The 17,314-nt window shown below is 70.6% G+C and carries 17 protein-coding genes and 1 tRNA gene; 9 read left to right on the forward strand and 9 right to left on the reverse strand.

The window, feature by feature from the left end; all coding sequences use genetic code 11:
- Positions 1–132: 132 nt before the first annotated feature.
- Positions 133–927 carry a hypothetical protein gene (locus tag ACLQ2S_RS20915; RefSeq protein ID WP_155221429.1) on the reverse strand — a complete coding sequence of 265 codons (795 nt, stop codon included), beginning with the start codon at positions 925–927 and terminating at the stop codon, positions 133–135.
- A gap of 59 nt (positions 928–986) precedes the next feature.
- Here ACLQ2S_RS20915 and ACLQ2S_RS20920 point away from each other — a divergent pair, with 59 nt between their 5' ends.
- Positions 987–1,514 (forward strand): peptidylprolyl isomerase, encoded by a 528-nt coding sequence (locus ACLQ2S_RS20920; RefSeq protein WP_309223733.1) that lies wholly within the window; start codon positions 987–989, stop codon positions 1,512–1,514.
- A 231-nt stretch (positions 1,515–1,745) separates the two neighbouring features.
- Positions 1,746–2,657: a rhomboid family intramembrane serine protease gene (locus ACLQ2S_RS20925; RefSeq protein ID WP_155221428.1), complete on the forward strand. Its 912-nt coding sequence runs from the start codon at positions 1,746–1,748 to the stop codon at positions 2,655–2,657.
- 46 nt (positions 2,658–2,703) lie between these two features.
- On the opposite strand, the gene ACLQ2S_RS20930 is transcribed toward ACLQ2S_RS20925, so the two are convergent.
- Entirely contained in the window at positions 2,704–3,144 is a 441-nt protein-coding gene (locus ACLQ2S_RS20930) for a PH domain-containing protein (protein ID WP_309223732.1), read from the reverse strand.
- Positions 3,145–3,275: 131 nt separating this feature from the next.
- Between ACLQ2S_RS20930 and ACLQ2S_RS20935 the strand changes: the two genes are divergently transcribed.
- Both ACLQ2S_RS20935 and ACLQ2S_RS20940 read left to right on the forward strand, forming a co-directional pair.
- Positions 3,276–4,448 (forward strand): thiolase family protein, encoded by a 1,173-nt coding sequence (locus tag ACLQ2S_RS20935; protein WP_155221426.1) that lies wholly within the window; start codon positions 3,276–3,278, stop codon positions 4,446–4,448.
- Positions 4,449–4,593: 145 nt separating this feature from the next.
- On the forward strand, positions 4,594–5,103 hold the full coding sequence (locus ACLQ2S_RS20940) for a hypothetical protein (protein ID WP_155221425.1): 510 nt from the start codon (positions 4,594–4,596) through the stop codon (positions 5,101–5,103).
- A 130-nt stretch (positions 5,104–5,233) separates the two neighbouring features.
- Here the strand turns inward: ACLQ2S_RS20940 and ACLQ2S_RS20945 are convergent, their stop codons facing one another.
- Positions 5,234–6,832, reverse strand: coding sequence for a ricin-type beta-trefoil lectin domain protein (locus ACLQ2S_RS20945; protein ID WP_155221424.1), 1,599 nt, complete (start codon positions 6,830–6,832; stop codon positions 5,234–5,236).
- A 164-nt stretch (positions 6,833–6,996) separates the two neighbouring features.
- Positions 6,997–9,231 (reverse strand): DUF2142 domain-containing protein, encoded by a 2,235-nt coding sequence (locus tag ACLQ2S_RS20950; RefSeq protein ID WP_155221423.1) that lies wholly within the window; start codon positions 9,229–9,231, stop codon positions 6,997–6,999.
- Positions 9,232–9,356: 125 nt separating this feature from the next.
- On the opposite strand from ACLQ2S_RS20950, the gene ACLQ2S_RS20955 reads away from it, so the two are divergent.
- Positions 9,357–10,061 carry a glycosyltransferase family 2 protein gene (locus ACLQ2S_RS20955; protein WP_309223731.1) on the forward strand — a complete coding sequence of 235 codons (705 nt, stop codon included), beginning with the start codon at positions 9,357–9,359 and terminating at the stop codon, positions 10,059–10,061.
- Positions 10,062–10,146: 85 nt separating this feature from the next.
- Here the strand turns inward: ACLQ2S_RS20955 and ACLQ2S_RS20960 are convergent, their stop codons facing one another.
- Together ACLQ2S_RS20960 and ACLQ2S_RS20965 are read right to left on the reverse strand one after the other, a co-directional pair.
- Positions 10,147–11,037, reverse strand: coding sequence for a transketolase family protein (locus tag ACLQ2S_RS20960; RefSeq protein ID WP_425702377.1), 891 nt, complete (start codon positions 11,035–11,037; stop codon positions 10,147–10,149).
- Positions 11,038–11,039: 2 nt separating this feature from the next.
- Entirely contained in the window at positions 11,040–11,768 is a 729-nt protein-coding gene (locus ACLQ2S_RS20965) for a transketolase (protein WP_155221420.1), read from the reverse strand.
- A 46-nt stretch (positions 11,769–11,814) separates the two neighbouring features.
- Between ACLQ2S_RS20965 and soxR the strand changes: the two genes are divergently transcribed.
- Positions 11,815–12,252 carry a redox-sensitive transcriptional activator SoxR gene (soxR, locus tag ACLQ2S_RS20970; RefSeq protein ID WP_155221419.1) on the forward strand — a complete coding sequence of 146 codons (438 nt, stop codon included), beginning with the start codon at positions 11,815–11,817 and terminating at the stop codon, positions 12,250–12,252.
- An 82-nt stretch (positions 12,253–12,334) separates the two neighbouring features.
- Here the strand turns inward: soxR and ACLQ2S_RS20975 are convergent, their stop codons facing one another.
- Positions 12,335–13,312 (reverse strand): NAD(P)H-quinone oxidoreductase, encoded by a 978-nt coding sequence (locus ACLQ2S_RS20975; protein ID WP_155221418.1) that lies wholly within the window; start codon positions 13,310–13,312, stop codon positions 12,335–12,337.
- 150 nt (positions 13,313–13,462) lie between these two features.
- Here ACLQ2S_RS20975 and ACLQ2S_RS20980 point away from each other — a divergent pair.
- Positions 13,463–13,549 (forward strand) — tRNA-Ser (locus tag ACLQ2S_RS20980).
- 70 nt (positions 13,550–13,619) lie between these two features.
- On the opposite strand, the gene ACLQ2S_RS20985 is transcribed toward ACLQ2S_RS20980, so the two are convergent.
- The gene (locus tag ACLQ2S_RS20985; protein ID WP_155221417.1) at positions 13,620–13,778 is read right to left on the reverse strand and encodes a hypothetical protein; all 159 of its coding nucleotides are present in this window, start codon (positions 13,776–13,778) and stop codon (positions 13,620–13,622) included.
- Between the two features lie 151 nt (positions 13,779–13,929).
- Between ACLQ2S_RS20985 and ACLQ2S_RS20990 the strand changes: the two genes are divergently transcribed.
- Positions 13,930–14,463: a YbhB/YbcL family Raf kinase inhibitor-like protein gene (locus tag ACLQ2S_RS20990; protein ID WP_155221416.1), complete on the forward strand. Its 534-nt coding sequence runs from the start codon at positions 13,930–13,932 to the stop codon at positions 14,461–14,463.
- 96 nt (positions 14,464–14,559) lie between these two features.
- Here ACLQ2S_RS20990 and ACLQ2S_RS20995 read toward each other — a convergent pair whose 3' ends face one another.
- Positions 14,560–15,270 carry a class I SAM-dependent methyltransferase gene (locus ACLQ2S_RS20995; protein ID WP_155221415.1) on the reverse strand — a complete coding sequence of 237 codons (711 nt, stop codon included), beginning with the start codon at positions 15,268–15,270 and terminating at the stop codon, positions 14,560–14,562.
- Positions 15,271–15,481: 211 nt separating this feature from the next.
- On the opposite strand from ACLQ2S_RS20995, the gene ACLQ2S_RS21000 reads away from it, so the two are divergent.
- Positions 15,482–17,305, forward strand: a complete 1,824-nt coding sequence (locus tag ACLQ2S_RS21000; protein WP_155221414.1) for a hypothetical protein — start codon at positions 15,482–15,484, stop codon at positions 17,303–17,305.
- Positions 17,306–17,314: the final 9 nt, after the last annotated feature.

Consider the following 17,314-nt stretch of genomic DNA (forward strand, 5'->3'; position numbering starts at 1 on the left):
GCGCGCCACGCCCCTGGCCCTCCACCGCTGGTTCCGCCCAACCCACGGGTCGTGACCGCGCCGTTGGGCCTTGTGGTTGTTGCCGCGCACCGGCGCGGCAACAACCTCATGATCGATGTGGGTGACGCGTGCTCAGGGACGGGTCTGGGCCTTGTGGTTGGTGGCCTTGGTCAGGTCGTCGGCGGGACGGCCGGAGCTGGTCCGGGCGCCCTCGGCGACGGAGGGGACCTTGTCGTTGGGGGTGACCCGGGAGGCGGTGGCGGTGGGGGTGGTGGAGGCGCTGTCGCCGCCGGCCACCGCCGAGCTGCCCGCTCCGGTCGCCGCCTTGCCGGCACCGGCCGGACCGGCCGTGCGCACCTCGATGGTCTCCACCTCCTCGTGCATCGGCTCCAACGCGGCACCCGCGTCGTACTCGGCCCACTCCTGCTGCTCGCGGTATCGCCGCAGGGCCACCGCGCCGGCCAGTCCGGCAACCACACCGGCGGCCAGCAGACCGACCATCGTGCCGCTCCGGCGGGACTTCTTCTTCGCCTTCATCTTCTTCGCCTTCCTGCTGACCGACGTCTGCTTGGCAGCAGCGGCCTTCTTCCCCTTGCCGGCCCGATCGGCCGCCTCGGACTGCGCCTGACGTACGGCCAGGGCGAGCGGTGCGAGGGCGGCGGCCGTCGACGCGAGACCGCTGGACGCCCGGTCCCGAACGACGACGGCGGTCGGTGCCACCGCACTGCGGGCCGCCTGGAACCGCGGGCCGACCGTGTCGCCGGCTCCCCTCGCGGCATGCGTGGCGGCCTGCCTCAGATGACCGACGCCGCGGTTCAGTTCGGCCCGGGCCAACTGCGCCTGGGTCTTGCGCCGCCAGTTTCCAAACACGGTCCCACCTCCTGGGAGTTGCTCTGTCTCATCCTCCACCTTCGGATGCCTCCGCATGTCCAGATCGGGCACATGGGAGGATCCGCATGGAACTGACCAACGAGTAAGGAGTACCCGTGGCCGAGGCTGTCTACGCCACCGTGCACACCAATGCCGGCCCGATCCGGCTGGAACTCTTCGCCAACCACGCGCCGAAGACCGTCCGCAACTTCGTCGAGCTGGCCGAGGGCACGCGCGAGTACACCGACCCGCGGACCGGGCAGCCGGGCAAAGGGCCGTACTACGACGGCACCATCGCGCACCGGGTGATCAGCGGGTTCATGATCCAGATGGGTGACCCGACCGGGACCGGCCGTGGCGGGCCGGGCTACACCTTCGCCGACGAGTTCCACCCCGAGCTGCGGTTCGACCGGCCGTACCTGCTGGCGATGGCGAACGCCGGGCCGGGCACCAACGGCTCGCAGTTCTTCATCACCGTGTCGCCGACTCCGCACCTGAACAACCGGCACACCATCTTCGGGCAGGTGGCCGACGAGCAGTCCGCCAAAGTCGTGGACGCGATCGCCAACACCCCGACCGGCCCCAGTGACCGGCCGCTTCAGGACGTCGTCATCGAGCGCGTCGAGATCGAGCGGTCGGCCTGAGCGTACGTCCGCAGGGGGCGTCGGACCGGCCTGCGAGTGCTGCGGTCCGGCGTACCAGTTTCGCTGGTCGCGACCACCGGCGGTGGGCGGACAACGACCGTGGCGTCGGCGACTGGCCCGGACACGACATCCGTGTCCGGGCCAGTCGCGACCCGTCGGAGAGAGCGTGTGGGAGAAGGCTCAAGGTACCTTTGCTCGCATGACTGAGCGCTCGGGCATCTGGGGAAAGCGATGAGTGAGTCCCCGCCGACCACGCCGGCCTGCTACCGCCATCCCGGACGGGAGACGTACGTCCGCTGCACCCGGTGCGACAGGTCGATCTGCCCGGACTGCATGAACGAGGCATCGGTCGGGTTCCAGTGCCCGGAGTGCGTGGCGGAGGGGCGGCGTAGCGTCCGCCCGGCACGGACCGCCTTCGGTGGCGGCGTCGCCGGTCGACACGGCTACGTGACCAAGACCCTGATCGCGCTCAACCTGCTGGTCATGTTGGCCTCGATCGCCTCCGACCGGGGCGGGGACGCGGCGGCCGGCGGGAACGGCTTCGGCGGGCTGATGGGCGGCAGCACCCCGTTGACCGAGTGGGGTGCGGTGCTGGGCCGGGCGATGTTCCTCGACGGCACCATCGGCGGCGTGGCCGAGGGCCAGTGGTACCGGCTGATCACCGCGATGTTCCTGCACTACGGCGTGGTGCACCTGCTGCTGAACATGTGGGCGCTGTGGGTGTTGGGCCGCTCGCTGGAGGCGGTGCTCGGGCCGCTGCGCTTCGCCGCGCTCTATTTCATCGCCGGGTTCGGCGGCAACGTCGCGGTCTACGTGTTCAGCGCGCCCAACCAGATGTCGGCGGGTGCGTCGACCGCCATCTTCGGCCTCTTCGCGGCGATCTTCGTGATCATGCGACGGCTGGGCCGGGACACCTCGGCCATCCTCCCCATCCTGGTGATCAACCTGATCTTCACCTTCACCGTGCCGCAGATCTCGATCGCCGGGCACCTGGGTGGCCTGGTGTTCGGCGCGCTGATGGCCTTGGTGCTGGCCTACGCTCCCCGGTCGCGTCGGACTCTGGTGCAGTTCGTCGGCGGGGCGGTCATCGTCGTGGTGCTGCTCGCGATGGCCCTGGTCCGTACGGCGGCACTGCTGGGCTGACCACGGCCCGCCGCGCGGCCCGACGGTCTCACCGGCACGAGGTGGGTCAGCCGACGTCGTCGTGGCGTCCGGCGCGGACGGCGTGCAACGCCTCGGCGACCTCGGCCGGGTCGGTGCCGAGGTCGAGTCGGCTGAACAGGTGCAGTGAATCGCCCGCGTCGATCTCCAGCGTGGGGCCGGCGAACGCGCGGCCGGATCGCTGCACCTGGATGGTCTCCACCGTCGGCCAGGGCAGGTGGCGTCGGCTCAGCAGCCCCGCCGGCACGGTGATGCCGGTCGCGTCCACCGCCAGCCGGACCGGCGTGACCAGGTCCCGCAGGCCCCAACCCGTGAGGACCGCCGCAGCCAACCCGCCGAGCACCGGCCGGAGCGGGTCGCCCTCGGCGAACAGGACCCCCAGGGCGAGCACGGCGATCGCCGTGACCAGCTTGAGGATCGGCAGGGCCAGCGGCACCCGCCACTGCTGCGCGATCGTGTCGTACGCCACGGCACCCAGGATGCCAGTGCCGTCGTATCCCGGCATCCGGCGGCGGTGGAGACGGCACGGGAGGGCGGGGACGGGACGGTCGGTCCGGGTGGGCGTAGGATCGGGGTAGCCCAAGTTACCGGGGAGTAGACATGAGTGACGCGGTTATCGTCGGTGCGGTGCGTACCCCGGTCGGGCGGCGCAAGGGCAGCCTGGCCACGGTGCACCCGGTGGACCTGTCCGCCCACGTGCTGCGCGCCCTCGCCGAGCGCACCGGGATCGATCCGGCCCAGGTGGACGACGTGATCTGGGGCTGCGTCTCGCAGGTCGGTGAGCAGTCGTGGAACGTCGCCCGTAACGCCGTGCTGGCCGCCGGCTGGCCCGAGTCGGTGCCCGGCACCACCCTGGACCGGCAATGCGGTTCGAGCCAACAGGCGCTGCACTTCGCCGCGGCCACGGTGCTCTCCGGGCAGGCGGACCTGGTCGTCGCGGGCGGTGTGGAGTCGATGACCCGGGTGCCGATGGGCTCCAGCGTGGCCGGCGGGATGCCGTTCAGCGAGCAGATCCTGGCCCGCTACCGGGGGGTCGAGGGGGTCGCCGAGGACTCCCCGCTCCCCTTCAACCAGGGCGTGGGGGCGGAGCTGATCGCCCGACGTTGGCGGCTGTCCCGTACCCAGCTCGACGAGTTCGCGCTGGCCAGCCACGACAAGGCCGCTGCCGCGCAGGACGCCGCCGCGTTCGAGGCCGAGATCGCCCCGGTGGTGCTCGCCGACGGCGGCAAGTTCGCGATGGACGAGGGCATCCGGCGTGACACCTCGCTGGAGAAGCTCGGCGAGTTGGCCACCCCGTTCGATCCGGAGGGCGTGGTGACCGCCGGTTCCGCCTCGCAGATCTCCGACGGGGCCGCCGCACTCGCGGTGACCACGAGCGAATGGGCCAGCCGGCACGGGCTGCGCCCACTGGCCCGCATCCACACGGCGGTGGTGGCGGCCGACGACCCCGTCGCCATGCTGACCGCGCCGATCCCGGCTACCGCGAAGGCGCTGCGCCGCGCGGGGCTGGGCATCGAGGAGATCGGGGTGTACGAGGTGAACGAGGCGTTCGCCCCGGTGCCGTTGGCCTGGTTGGCGGAGACCGAGGCGGACCCGGAGCGGCTCAACCCGCGCGGTGGCGCGATCGCCCTCGGGCATCCACTCGGCGGGTCGGGTGCCCGGATCATGACCACCATGCTCGCGCACATGCGGGACAACGGAATCCGCTACGGTCTGCAAACCATGTGCGAGGGCGGCGGGATGGCCAACGCGACCATCGTCGAGCTGCTCTGAGCAGCCGGAGGTAGCACCCGACGGCCGGAGCGGCGGCACCGATCGTCGGCGGCGGACGGTGCGTGCCGACGGCGCGTGATGTGGAAATTGCAAAAAGCATGTCCATCGGCCACGTCACGGCACCGGCAGGGTCGTTGGGCAGGTCATGGACGTCTTCTCCCGAACGTTCCTTCCGGCCGCCGCCGAGGCTGGCCTGGCGCTTCAGACCGCCAGCCGGCACATGCCGGTGTTCCGTCGCTGCGTGGGTTCCGGCGACGCCACCATCCTGGTCACCCGGTGCAGTCGGCCCGACCGACCGGTCAAGGGGGAGTACCTGCTGCTGCTCACCCACCGGCGGCTCGTGGTCACCCGGCAGACCCGGGTGTTGCACCGACTCCGCCTGCACCTCAACACGGAGCTGCGCGAGCTGAGCCACGTCACCTGGAGCCCCGACCCGCGACTGCACTGCGTGGAACTGGCCGCCACCGCTATCGACGGCATCCGCGAGCGCTTCCTGATCCGCACCCAGTACCCCAAGCAGGTGTGGCAGCTGGACGCGTTGCTCAACCATGCCTTCCGCACCCGCGTACGCAGTCAGCAGCCCCGGATCGTGGCCACCGTCGCCGAGTCGCCGACCGCTCGACCGGCCACCTTCCAACCCGTCGCGGCCCGCTGACCGGGCCCCGCACCGGAGAGCCTGCGACGGACCTCGCGCCGCTCGTGGCGTAGCACGGACCCGCCGTGCCCGACCCGTGATGGTCGGTCGACCAGCACGGTGAGCACGGCGGGCCCGCTGCTTTCTGCCGTCAGTAGACGCGGGAGCCGATGAAGTCGTCCCGGCCATAGCCGACCGGCTGGGCGAACGACCGCGACTCGAACGACCACTGCTGCCGGGAGCTGCTGGAGCAGGTGGCCAGCCGCAGTCGGGGGGTACCGAGCAGCGGGTTGTCGAAGGCCAGGCAGAGGTTGGTGTTACCGGCGGCGCGGATCTGGTTGCCGGAGAAGGTGAACTTCTGGTTGGTGCCGCCGTGGCAGTCGTAGATGTTGACCGCCGTGCCCGAAGTCAACGAACCACCGGAGACGTCCAGGCACCGGTCGTGCGAGAGCTCGGAGTGCAGCGACTGCCGGGTCGGGTCGTACCAGAAGCCCTGGTTGCGCCCGCCGTGGCAGCGGTACGACTGCTGCACGGTGCCGTTGCGTGAGTCGTACCCCTTGCCGTCGACGCAGGTGCCGGTGGCCGCGTTACGCAGCTGCCGGAACTCCATCAGCCCCGGGTAGAGCTGGCCGTTGCCGGTGCTGGCCGGGTCGACGCAGGTCCCCTGCTGCTGGCCGGAGGCGTAGAACTGGGTGATGCACTGGGCGAACATGCCGTGCCCCCGCTTGTTCGGGTGGAACGACTGGCGGGCCGCGTTCTCGTCCCAGATGCCCAGCTCGATGTAGAGCCCGCGTACCGAGGTGTTGTCGGTGCACACCTCGTGTCCGTGGAAGAGACGGCTGGCGTCGAGGTAGCGGGTGCCGGTGTTGGCCGCCGCCGCCCGCAGCGCCGACTCGAACATCGGCACCGCCTTGTTCCGGGCGAACGCGGCGTCGGCCAGGTACAGCAGGCAGCCGCCGGAGTACCAGCCGGGGAAGTTGGGGTTGTCCTCCACGTCCGGACTGGCCGGGCTGGAGTACGACATGAGCACCAGCTCGTAGTCGGAGGCGAGGTAACCGGCATTCGTCATCGTGCGGCGGATGTCGGTCAGCGCCTCTTCGACCGCCCGACGGCTACCGTCGGTGCGTACCGCCCACTGGTCGGTGTAGGTGGGCCAGCAGGGGCCCTGGAAGAAGACGCGGCGGACGGCGCAGTCGGTGGCGACCGGGCCGAACTGGATGGTGCCGTCGCCGTTGGCGCCGACCACCACCCAGATCAGCTTGATGTTCGTGTTGCGTGCCTTGATCGCGAGTTGGTCACCCTGGTTCAGCTCGTTGTGCTGGGTGGGGCCACCGGCGATCAGGTTCCACGGGGTGGCACCCGAGCAGGCGATGTTGTAGCGCTCGTCGGCGGTGATACCGGTCCGGAAGACCGCCTGGTCGTACGAGCGGTCGCACCAGTTGCCCGGCTGGTGGGTGCCGGGCACGTAGTTGCCCACCCCCTCGCCGGAGATCTGGCTGTCGCCCATGCTGATCAGCGCGGTACGCCGTTGGTCGATCGGGCGGATGCCGGGACTGCCGTAGAGCGCGGTCGCCTCGGCGGCACGGATGGTTTCGAGGTTTGCGGGAAGTGGCTGGACGGCGGGACGGTCGGCCGCGGCGGCGGGTGAGGCCGTGGCCAGCATCGGCAGGACGAGAGCGGTGGCGAGGACGGCGACCTGGGCAAGGCGCCGTCGATGCGTCCGTTCACGCCTGGTGGGGGTACCAGACATCGACGCACTCCTTTCGGCACGATCGCGGGACGTCGATCGAGTTACCGGACGGTAGCGCCTGTGATGCAGGTATGTGAATACCTCTCGGAATACTTCCGCGCTGCGCCAACCCGGGCCAATGGCCCCTTTTCAGCCCGGACCGCTCGAGCCTGCCCCGTGCCTGGTCACCGCTCGCCGGGCAGGGCGTATCCGACGTAGCTGCGGAACTCCAACCGCCAACCGGCGGGCACCAGGTCGGCGCAGAGCTTCCGGCTGCCCGCACAGAGGATCGCGTCGACCGAGGCCGGGTCGGTCGGCGGTCGGTTGTCCAACACCGACTGAAGTGCCAGCAGGTCAGGTGGTGAACCGTCCGCGTCGCGCAGCAGCAGCCACCAGGGGTACTCCCAGTCGTCGTTGCGCTGGGAGAGCCCGATCCGGCGCGCGTCGGCAGCGCGGACCGCGTCCGCCGCCCAGCGGTACTCCTCCGCCCACTGCGGACGCCGCACGAACCGGCTCTCCCACTCGGCGGTGGTGAAGACCGAGGCGGTGCCGACCAGTCGGCGCGGGAAGCCGTACGCCACCGACAACACCCCGGCCAACGCACAGGTGGCGAGGACCGTCACCGCGAGTCCGGCGGCGACTGGCCGCCTGCCCACCGGGCCACCGCGCGGTGATTCGACAGGCGCGAACCGCCCCGTACGGCGGACGACGGCGTCGAGCCAGAGCCCGGCCAGTGGCACCGAGGCCGCCAGGGCGTAGAGGATCAGGCGGTTCCCCCACGGCTGCCACTTGATCATTGCGGTGTGCAACACCACGCCGACGACCATCACCACGGCGTACGCACGCAGCGCACCGGCCGCGTCCGGACTGATCCGGGCCGGGCGGCGCAGTGCCGCCAGCACACCGGCCAGCACCAGCGCCCCGGCCAGCGGGAACGCCGCCCGATCCTCGTCGGGATACCAGGACGCCACCGGGAAGATCTCCTGCCCGAAGGTGATCGCGCGGTCCTGTGGGTCGACCCCGAGCAGCCCGGCCACCCCGACGATCACCTCGGCGGAGACGTCGCGCAGCGGTGCCAGCGGAGTGTCCAGTGCGGTGTGCCCGATCCGGAGCGCGTTCACCAGCACCGACGCCGGATCGTGCCGCTCCATCGGAACCGACGTGCGCAGCCGGTCCGGTCCGAGCGGGTGACCGAACTCGGCGTGCACCCGACCGAGGAAGGGGCCGACCACCGCGACGGCGACCAGCAGGATCAGCGCGGAGGCCCCGACGGTACGGGCGATTTCCGCGACCGGGGCCCGGCGGCGTGGGACCGGCCGGTCGACGTACGCCAGGCGAAGCTGGCCCACCCCCCACAGCACGAGTAGCGGACCGACCGCCAGCAGCCCGCTGGTCTTGGTGACCGCGGTCAGCCCGGTGGCCGCACCGAGGGCGAGCAGGTCGACCAGGTGTGCGCGTCGGCGCAGCCCGTCCAAGGCCAACGTCCCGGTGCAGAGCACCCAGGCGGCGCAGACCAGGTCGGTCTGGGTACTGGTCGCCTGGAGAGCCACCATCGGCGTGGTGGCCAACACGAAGACGGTGAGGACCTGGGCCCGGCGACCACCGCCGAGCTGCGCGGTCACCCGGGCCACCACGAGCAGGCAGAGCACTCCGGCCGCCCACTGGACCAGGTGGTGCAACGCGTCGCCGCCGGTGAGTAGGCGCAGGTGCAGCAGCAGATACTCGGCACCCGGCGGGATGGTGACCTGCCGGTGGATCGCGGTCGCCCAGAACGTCAGGTCGCCCTGAGCCACCCAGCGTTCCACCTTGGGCAGGTGGTACGTCTGCGAGTCGAAGTTGTTCGGCGCGGCCAGCAGGGCGATCAGCAACTCGACCAGGACCAGCCCGGCGACCGTACCGGTGAGCAGCCGTTCGCCACGACTCGCCGTACGCCAGAAGTCGCCGACGGCGGCGCGCCAGCCGCCGGCCGCCACGGTGCCCGGCCCGGACGGTGCCGATGGTCGATCGGGCCCCACGGTCACCGTGTCGACCGCCACGCCACCGGCCGGTGCGGCGAGGACGCCCGACGATCCTGACGCCAGGGCCCGGCCCGGTGACGCGGCGGTGGTGCCCACGACCGTGAACCCGGGCGCGTCCGCCACGGCGACCGTGGCGTCCACCCGATGCCGCCACCAGGCGGCGGCTGCCGCCGCGCTGAGGCAGAGCAGCCAGGCCAAGCCGAACGCGAGTGGGTTGAGCAGCCGCAGTGCCCCCAGCACCTCGACGGTCACCACCGCGAAGGCGCCGACGGCGAGGGCCGCCCGGACCACCGCGAGCCGTCGGGGTGTCGCCGCGCCCACGACCCGTGGTCGAAGCGCCACGCTGAGCAGAGCGAGCGTGGCGACGGGAAACAGGACGAACAGGAAGCCGGCGGCCGACATGGCCGGAAGTAAACACCATCAGCCTGGGTGCCCAACCATGGATCACCATCGGTGGTCTGCACCAGCGGGCTGACCTGCCGGGCTAGGCTATGGCCGACACATTGTGCGCCCTCGTGGAGATTCCCGTGAAGCTGTCGATCCTCATGCCGGTCTACAACGAGGAAGAACGCATCGCGGATGCCCTCAAGCAGGCGCTGGCCGTCGAATACCCGTGCGAGATCGAACTCGTGGTGGTCGACGACGGCAGCCGCGACGGCACCGGAGAGGTCCTCGGCCGCGCCGATGACGCCCGGCTGCGGGTTATCACGCACCAACGCAACGCGGGCAAGGGCGCGGCCATCCGCACGGCGGTCGCCAACGCCGACGGCGAGTACATGGTCATCCTCGACGCCGACCTGGAGTACGACCCGCAGGACATCCCCAAGCTGCTCGCCCCGGTGCTGGACGGGCGGGCGACGGTGGTCTACGGCAACCGCACCTTCGGCAGCCACAGTGCCTACAGCTTCTGGTACGTGATGGGCAACAAAGGCGTCACCATGGCGGCGAACGTGCTGTTCAACTCCTACATCGGCGACCTGGAGACCTGCTTCAAGCTGATGCCGGTGGAGCTCTACCGCTCCCTGGACATCCGTTCCCGTGGGTTCGGTATGGAAGCCGAGGTGACCGGCAAGCTGCTGCGCCGCCGCATCCGGCCGTACGAGGTGCCGATCAGCTACCGGGCGCGGGGCCGGGAGGAAGGCAAGAAGATCACCTGGCGGGACGGCGTCGAGGCGCTCTGGATCCTCGGTCGGGAACGCACCCGCCGCAAGCGCGACATCGCGCCCAACTGACCCCCTGACCGCTCCGTTACTGCGGGCGGGCGTCGGATCGCGGCAGGTCGGGGCGGTGCGTCGCCGCCGACATGCCGCGTGGCGATCACACCAACGCCGGTGCCAGGAAGTCGGTGATCGAGCGGCGCAACCCGTTCGCGTCCAGCCCGTGCCAGCGCGCGTGGTCCGTCGCCGAGCCGTAGCGGCGCCACTCCTCGCGTCGCACCCCCAACGCCAGCAACCGGTGCGGCCGGTCGGCCAACGCTGCCGCGACCACCCGGGTCGAGGTGCCCGCCAGATAGGGCTCCACCAGGATCACCTCACGGTCGGCGAGCGCCCGCAGCCCGGCGGTGTCGAACGGCCGTGGCCGATGCGTGTACGCCACGCTGACCGGTAGGCCCGAGGTCGCGTCGAGAGCAGCGTCCAACACGGGACCGACCGCGACCAGCAGCGCCGCACCCGGCCCCGCGTCCCGGACCACCACGAGCGCGCCGTCACCACCGTGCGGTTCGGCGTTGTGCAGCGTCGACAGCCGCAGGTACGCCGAGCCCTCGGCGGCGACCGTCGCGCGCAGCAGCGCCGGTACCTCGTCGGGATGACCAGGTGCGTGCACCGTCCACCCGGACAGGGTGTCGAACAACGCCACGTCGGCCGGACCGAGATGGGTACGGCCGGCCTCCGCCCGGTCATAGGAGGCACCCACGCTGACCAGCACCGCGCTCGCATCCTGGTGGTCGAGGTCGAGCTTGATCTGCTCGTACGCCCGTTCCACCAGGAACGGCGCGTAAGTGTGCACGATCGGTCGCAGCCCGGTCAGCGCCAGCCCGCCGGCCACACCCACCATCAACTGCTCCCGGATGCCGACGTTGAGCACCCGATCCGGGTGCCGTTCGGCCGCCGGGGCGAACGCGCTGGCGGAGATGTCGGCGAGGACCAGTGCGGTACGTGGATCCTCGGCCAACAACGCGGTGGTGGTGTCCACGAATCTGTCCCGCATCGTCACCGCTCCCCAGCCTCGACGACCGCCACCACGAGGTGCGGCCGATGTCCGTGGTGCCCGGTCAGCGCCGTATGGACAGCGGTGTGGTCCCGCCCGTCGACGGTCGCGGCTGTCCAGCCGTTGGCGGTGAAACGTGTGGCCAGGCCACCCGGCCAGCCGTGGGTCGCGGAGGAGTTGTCCACCACGATCGCGGTCAGGTTGGCCAGGCCGACCGCTCCGGCGTAGGCGATCGCCTCGTGATTTGAGCCCTCGTCCAGTTCGGCGTCGCCGAGCAGCACGTACACCCGGGGGGTGAGCAGACCCTGGGCGCGCAGCCCGAGCGCGGTGCCGACACCCAGTCCCAGTCCGTGCCCGAGCGAGCCCGAACCGATCTCCACGCCGGGGATCAGGGTGCGATCCGGATGATCACCGAGTCGGCTGTCCGGCCCGCCCTGGTCGTCCAACCAGTCGGGTGGGATGAATCCCTTCGCGGCCAGCAGCGCGTAGTAGCCGGCCACCGCGTGCCCCTTGGAGAGAAGGAAACGGTCGCGGTCGGGGTCGTCGACGGTCGCGGGAGTGATCCGCAGCACCCGGTCGTAGAGCACCTGGAGCACGTCGAGGGTCGACAGGACGTTCGGGCCGAACTCTCGACCGGCGCGTACGCGCTCCAGCAGCGTGGTGAGTGGTTCCCGGCCGTCGAGCGGCGCGGCGGCCTCGGCGACCCGGGCCGTGGTAGCGAGCATCGTCATGCGGATAGCCTGCAAGTTGAAGCGAGGTTCAAATCAAGGCGACGTGATGCAGGAAGCTCTGACAATCGGTCAACTCTCCGCCCGTAGCGGGGTGGCGCAGTCCGCGCTGCGCTACTACGAGCGGTTGGGACTCATCCGCGCCGAGCGGACCAGCGGCAACCAACGCCGCTACCACCGGAGCGAACTGCGCCGGGTGGCGTTCATCCGGATCGCCCAGCAGGTCGGCATCTCGCTGGAGGAGATTCGTACCGCGCTCGACTCCCTGCCCGCCGCGCGTACCCCCACCGCCGAGGACTGGGCCGAGCTCTCCACCGCCTGGCGGGCCCGGCTGGACGAGAAGATCCGCCTGCTGAGCCGACTCCGCGACGACCTGGACGCCTGCATCGGCTGCGGCTGTCTCTCGCTGCGCCGCTGCACCCTCTACAACCCGGAGGACAATCTGGGCGGCGAGGGCCCCGGCGCCCGCCTCGTCCTGCCCGGCTGACCACCGGCTCGCCGGTAGCTGCCCTCGCCCGCCGGTTGCCTTCGGGTGACCCCCGGTGTCGGCGGCGCGGCTGCCGCGCCGCTCAACCGACGGTGAGCAGCACCTTGCCGACGTGCTCGTTCGACTCCACCAGCCGATGCGCCTGCGCCGCGTCCACGATCGGCAGCCGCCGGTCGATCACCGGACGTACCCGGCCCGCCTCGACCAGCGGCCAGACCTGCTCGCGTACCCCACGCACGATCGCGGCCTTCTGCGCCAGCGGCCGGGAACGCAACGCGGTGGCCGCGACCGTGCCACGCTTGGCCAGCAGCGCGCCCAGATCCAGCTCACCCTTACGGCCACCCTGCAAGCCGATGACCACCAACCGCCCGTCGGCGGCCAGGGCGGCCACGTTACGGCCCAGGTAGGACGCGCCCATGATGTCCAGGACGACATCCGCGCCCCGCCCGTCGGTGACCCGCCGAACCTCCTCGACGAAGTCCTGCTCCCGATAGTCGACAAGCACGTCGGCACCCAGCTCACGCAGCCGCTCGTGCTTCGTGGCCCGCGCGGTCGCCACCACGGTCGCGCCGAGCGCCGCGCCGAGCTGGACCGCGAACGTGCCGATGCCGCTGCCACCACCGTGCACCAGCAGCGTCTCTCCCGCCGTCAGGCGAGCCACCTGCACCACGTTCGACCACACCGTGCACGCCACCTCCGGCAGGGCGGCGGCGTCGACCAGATCGACGCCGTCCGGCACCGGCAGCAGCTGCCCGACCGGCACCGCCACCCGTTCGGCGTACCCGCCACCGGCCAGCAGCGCGCAGACCTGGTCACCCACCTGGACACCGGTCACGTCCGGACCGGTCGCGCTCACCACCCCCGAACATTCCAGACCGGGGTACGCGGGCGCGCCCGGCGGCGGCGGATAGTGCCCCTGCCGCTGCAACAGGTCAGCCCGGTTCACCGCAGTGGCCCGGACGTCCACGACCACCTCACCCGGCCCCGGCTGCGGGTCGGGCACCTCGCTCCACCTCAGCACGTCAGGTCCGCCCGGCTCGACAATGGTGATCGCGCGCATGGCCCAGTCTTACCCGATCACCGGCCGCCTCCACCTCGGCCCCCGCAACCTCCACCCGCTGTCGGTGGTCGCGCCACACCGGGTAGCTCGCTCATACACCGCCGTGCCCGGCGTGGCAGACTAGGCACCGGCCACGCACCGCGTGGTCCGGGAGGGTTCGCCTAGTGGCCGATGGCGCTGGTCTTGAAAACCGGTAAGGCAGCGATGTCTTCGTGGGTTCGAATCCCACACCCTCCGCCTTTGTCGTGATGCGGCCACCTCCGCCGGGCGACCGGCAGGGCGGTGACGTGAAGCCGTCGCGTACGCCTCAGGTGTTTTCTGGTGGGTGTTTGCGTTGTTCCTCGCGGATCTTCTCGTCGGCGAGCCGGTCCACTGCTCGGCGGCGTTCGTCGCTGAGGGCCGCCTCGTCACGCCGACGTACGGCATCGACGATGGCGGCGATGAAGTCGCGCCAGACCTTGGCCAAGGAACTCCTTCGGGTAGGTGTTGCAGGGTGACAACCGCCGTGAAGGGCTCTCGGTTACGGCAGACATGAGGGTCGGTTCTGTCGAATGTCAGCGCCGCACAGGGTAAGAAAGGAGCGCAGAGCACCGCCTCCTCCGGAAGGACCTGTGTCGATGACCTTGGAACGTCCCATCGCTCCCGACCCGTACGAGCTGCTGCCGACCGTCGCCTCCTTCACGCTGACCAGTGAAGATGTGCAGAACGGTGAGCCGATGGACGCGGCTCACGCCCACGGCAGCACCGGCGGCGACAACGTCTCGCCACATCTGGCCTGGTCGGGCTTCCCGGCGGAGACGAAGAGCTTCGTGGTGACCTGTTTCGACCCGGATGCGCCGACCGGGAGTGGCTTCTGGCACTGGGTGCTGGTCAACCTGCCAGCCGACGTGACGGAGCTGCCGCGCGGCGCGACCGGTGACGATCTGCGGGGCGGGTTCACCGTGCGCAACGACTACGGAGAGCACGGTTTCGGCGGTGCCGCCCCGCCGGCCGGTGACCGTCCGCACCGGTACGTCTTCGCGGTGCACGCGCTCGACGTCGAACGCCTCGACGTGACGCCGGAGTCGACGCCCGCCTACGTCGGCTTCAACCTCGCCTTCCACACCCTGGCCCGCGCCACCATCCGCCCCACCTACCAGATCGCCGGCTGACCAGCGCCGATCCCCGATCGATCATGAGGTTGGCGGCAGGGCCGACGGTCAGTGTGCCGCTGACCTCATGATCGACGGCGGGTGGTGGCGGGGGCGTCAGCTCGACGTGCGGGCGACGGCGAAGACGGACTGGCCGAACGGCGGCCGGACGATCTGCTCGGCGGCCTTGGTCGCCGGGAGGACGAGGGTGTCGTAGACCTTCACCATCGGGCCCTCCTTCGGCATCAGGCGGAAGACCTTGGTGGCCATGAAGTAGCCGATCAAGCCGAGCGCGTTGGCGTAGTGGATCTTCTCCACCCGGAGGCCCGCCTCGGTCATCGCGGCGGTCAGGGTCTTCTTCGTGTAGCGCCGGACGTGACCGGTGGCGATGTCGGCCGGGCTCATCGCGAACTGGAACGCCGGCACGATGATGACCACGGCTCCGCCCGGCCGGACCAGTTGGCCCATGCTGCGCAGCGCGCCCACGTGGTCCTCGATGTGCTCCAACACGTTGTACGAGACCGCGGCGCTGTAGTCGCCCCGCTCCGAGTTGGGCAGCAGCATCTGCCGTACCTCGATCGAGGGATGGTCGGCGAGGCGCTCCTTGAGGGCGATCAGGCGGTCCGGGTCCGCCTCGGTGGCGGTGAACCGGGGGAACTGCTCGCTCCACTCCAGGGCGTAGTCGCCGAGGCCGCTACCGATCTCGATGGGATTGTCGCCCAGGTAGGGCACGGCCAACTCGACGAACCAGCGCCGGTGATTCACCGCTGTGGCGAGACCCTCCAAGACCTCGGACTGCACGCGCTGATCCCCAGTGATTTCTGCCATGCGTCGATTCCTCACGATACGACTCGACCCGCGCCGGGACCGACTGAGTGAACCATCCGCCCGGACGGCGGGGATATCGGGGCCCTCGATAGCCGATTAACGGTCGGGGTTATGTGCACGATCGGTGGTGGTCAGCGAACTCGGCCGATACTACGCCAGTGCCCCGAACCCTGCACGGTGGCCACATAAGCCGACTACGCTGTGAATTGTTATGACTACTCCCGATTCGGGCCGACCTGTCGCGCAGTCCGAGGCGGGACGGGCCGCTGACCGGTCGGAGCGCTCGGCGGGCGACGGTCGAGGGCGATGGAAGGACGTCGCCGCCGTGGCGAGCTTCGCCGCACTCGGCTTCTGGGTGACCGCGCGGATGTGGTTGAATCCCGGCGACGGCATTCGGGACAACCCAACAGATATGCCCCAATTCGAGTGGATGATGGCGCATGGGGCGCGGGTGGTCACCGAGTTCGCCTATCCATTCACGTCAGACCGGATGAATGTGCCGGAATCGGTCAACCTGATGGCAAATACATCGGTTTTGTCCGTATCGCTGCCCCTGACTCCGATAACCCTGCTCTTCGGTACCCGGGCCGCGTTTCTGGTGTTTCTCACCCTCGGCATGATCGCCACCGCCACCGCCTGGTACTTCCTGCTCGCCCGCGTCCTACTGCCGGGCTCGCGGGGACCGGCCTGGCTGGGCGCCACCTTCTGCGCGTACGCGCCGGCCATGGTCTCGCACGCCAACGCGCATCCGAACATCGTGTCGCAGTACGTGGTGCCGCTGATCATCTGGCGTACGCTGCGGCTCGCCGAGGCCGGGCGGTGGTGGCGCAATGGTCTGCTGCTCGCCCTGGTGATCGTCTGGCAGGCGTTCCTGAACCTGGAGATCCTGCTGATGACCGCCATCGGCCTCGCCGTGGTGATCGGCGCGATGCTGATCGGTCGGCCGGAGCTACGGGCCCGGGCCCGTCCGTTCGCCGCCGGGCTCGGCGTCGCCGCCGCCGTCTCCGCCCTACTGCTCGCCTACCCGCTCTACGTGCAGTTCTTCGGTCCCGGCGCCTACCGAGGGCTGCCTTGGCTGATCCGGGGCTACTCCACGGACCTGGCCTCCTTCTTCGCCTACTCGCGGGAGTCGCTGGCCGGTGACGCCCGCAGCGCCGCCGGGCTCGCCAAGAACCCGACCGAGGAGAACGCCTTCTTCGGCTGGCCCCTGGTAATCCTCGTGGTGGCGCTGGTGTGGTGGCTGCGGCGCAACGCCGTGGTGGTCGGGCTGGCCGTGCTCGGGCTGCTCTTCGCGGTGCTCTCGCTCGGTCGGGAGATCCGCTTCGACCGTCGTGACACCGGTGTTCCCGGGCCGTGGGCCCTGCTGGAGGACCTGCCGATCCTGCACTCGGTGGTGCCGACCCGCTGGGCGCTGGCCATCACCCCGATCATCGGGCTGCTCCTGGCGTACGGCGCGGAGCAGGCCCGTGAGGTGGCGGCCCGGCATCCGGACCGCCGGGCGCAGATCCGCTTCGTCACGGTGACCGGGCTGGCGATGGCGCTGGTGCCGGTGCTGCCCACCCCGTTGCCGACGAAGCGGATCGAACCGACCCCCGAGTTCGTCACCTCCGGTGCCTGGCGTCCCTACCTGGAGGGCGGGCGCAGCGTGGTGACCCTGCCGCTGCCCGACACCGAGTATGCCGAGCCGTTGCGCTGGTCCGCGCACACCCGGCAGGAGATGCCGATCGCTCGTGGCTACTTCCTCGGCCCGGACACCCGACCGGGCCGGGGCTTGGTCGCCCTGTTCTCCGCGCCACCCCGGCCCACCAGCAGCTTCTTCGGCACCATCCGGCGTACCGGCGAGGTGCCACCGGTCACCGGGCGGTCCCGCCAGGAGGCCGTGGCGGACCTGCGGTACTGGCGGGCCGGCGTGGTGATCCTCGGGCCGCAGGAGCACGCCGACGCACTGCGTACCGGGATGACCGAGCTGACCGGCATCGAGCCCGAGTACGTGGGTGGCGTCTGGGTCTGGGACGTACGCCCCCTGACGGGGTGAACGGCGGGC

The organism is Micromonospora sp. DT48, from assembly GCF_049844495.1.
Taxonomy (GTDB): domain Bacteria; phylum Actinomycetota; class Actinomycetes; order Mycobacteriales; family Micromonosporaceae; genus Micromonospora.

Bases quoted from the DNA above. Each gene is read 5' to 3' on its own strand.
- ACLQ2S_RS20915 (WP_155221429.1), bottom strand. From the start codon at position 927: ATGCGGAGGCATCCGAAGGTGGAGGATGAGACAGAGCAACTCCCAGGA.
- ACLQ2S_RS20925 (WP_155221428.1), top strand. From the start codon at position 1,746: ATGAGTGAGTCCCCGCCGACCACGCCGGCCTGCTACCGCCATCCCGGA.
- ACLQ2S_RS20935 (WP_155221426.1), top strand. From the start codon at position 3,276: ATGAGTGACGCGGTTATCGTCGGTGCGGTGCGTACCCCGGTCGGGCGG.
- ACLQ2S_RS20940 (WP_155221425.1), top strand. From the start codon at position 4,594: ATGGACGTCTTCTCCCGAACGTTCCTTCCGGCCGCCGCCGAGGCTGGC.
- ACLQ2S_RS20945 (WP_155221424.1), bottom strand. From the start codon at position 6,832: ATGTCTGGTACCCCCACCAGGCGTGAACGGACGCATCGACGGCGCCTT.
- ACLQ2S_RS20950 (WP_155221423.1), bottom strand. From the start codon at position 9,231: ATGTCGGCCGCCGGCTTCCTGTTCGTCCTGTTTCCCGTCGCCACGCTC.
- ACLQ2S_RS20960 (WP_425702377.1), bottom strand. From the start codon at position 11,037: ATGCGGGACAGATTCGTGGACACCACCACCGCGTTGTTGGCCGAGGAT.
- ACLQ2S_RS20965 (WP_155221420.1), bottom strand. From the start codon at position 11,768: ATGACGATGCTCGCTACCACGGCCCGGGTCGCCGAGGCCGCCGCGCCG.
- soxR (WP_155221419.1), top strand. From the start codon at position 11,815: ATGCAGGAAGCTCTGACAATCGGTCAACTCTCCGCCCGTAGCGGGGTG.
- ACLQ2S_RS20975 (WP_155221418.1), bottom strand. From the start codon at position 13,312: ATGCGCGCGATCACCATTGTCGAGCCGGGCGGACCTGACGTGCTGAGG.
- ACLQ2S_RS20990 (WP_155221416.1), top strand. From the start codon at position 13,930: ATGACCTTGGAACGTCCCATCGCTCCCGACCCGTACGAGCTGCTGCCG.
- ACLQ2S_RS20995 (WP_155221415.1), bottom strand. From the start codon at position 15,270: ATGGCAGAAATCACTGGGGATCAGCGCGTGCAGTCCGAGGTCTTGGAG.
- ACLQ2S_RS21000 (WP_155221414.1), top strand. From the start codon at position 15,482: ATGACTACTCCCGATTCGGGCCGACCTGTCGCGCAGTCCGAGGCGGGA.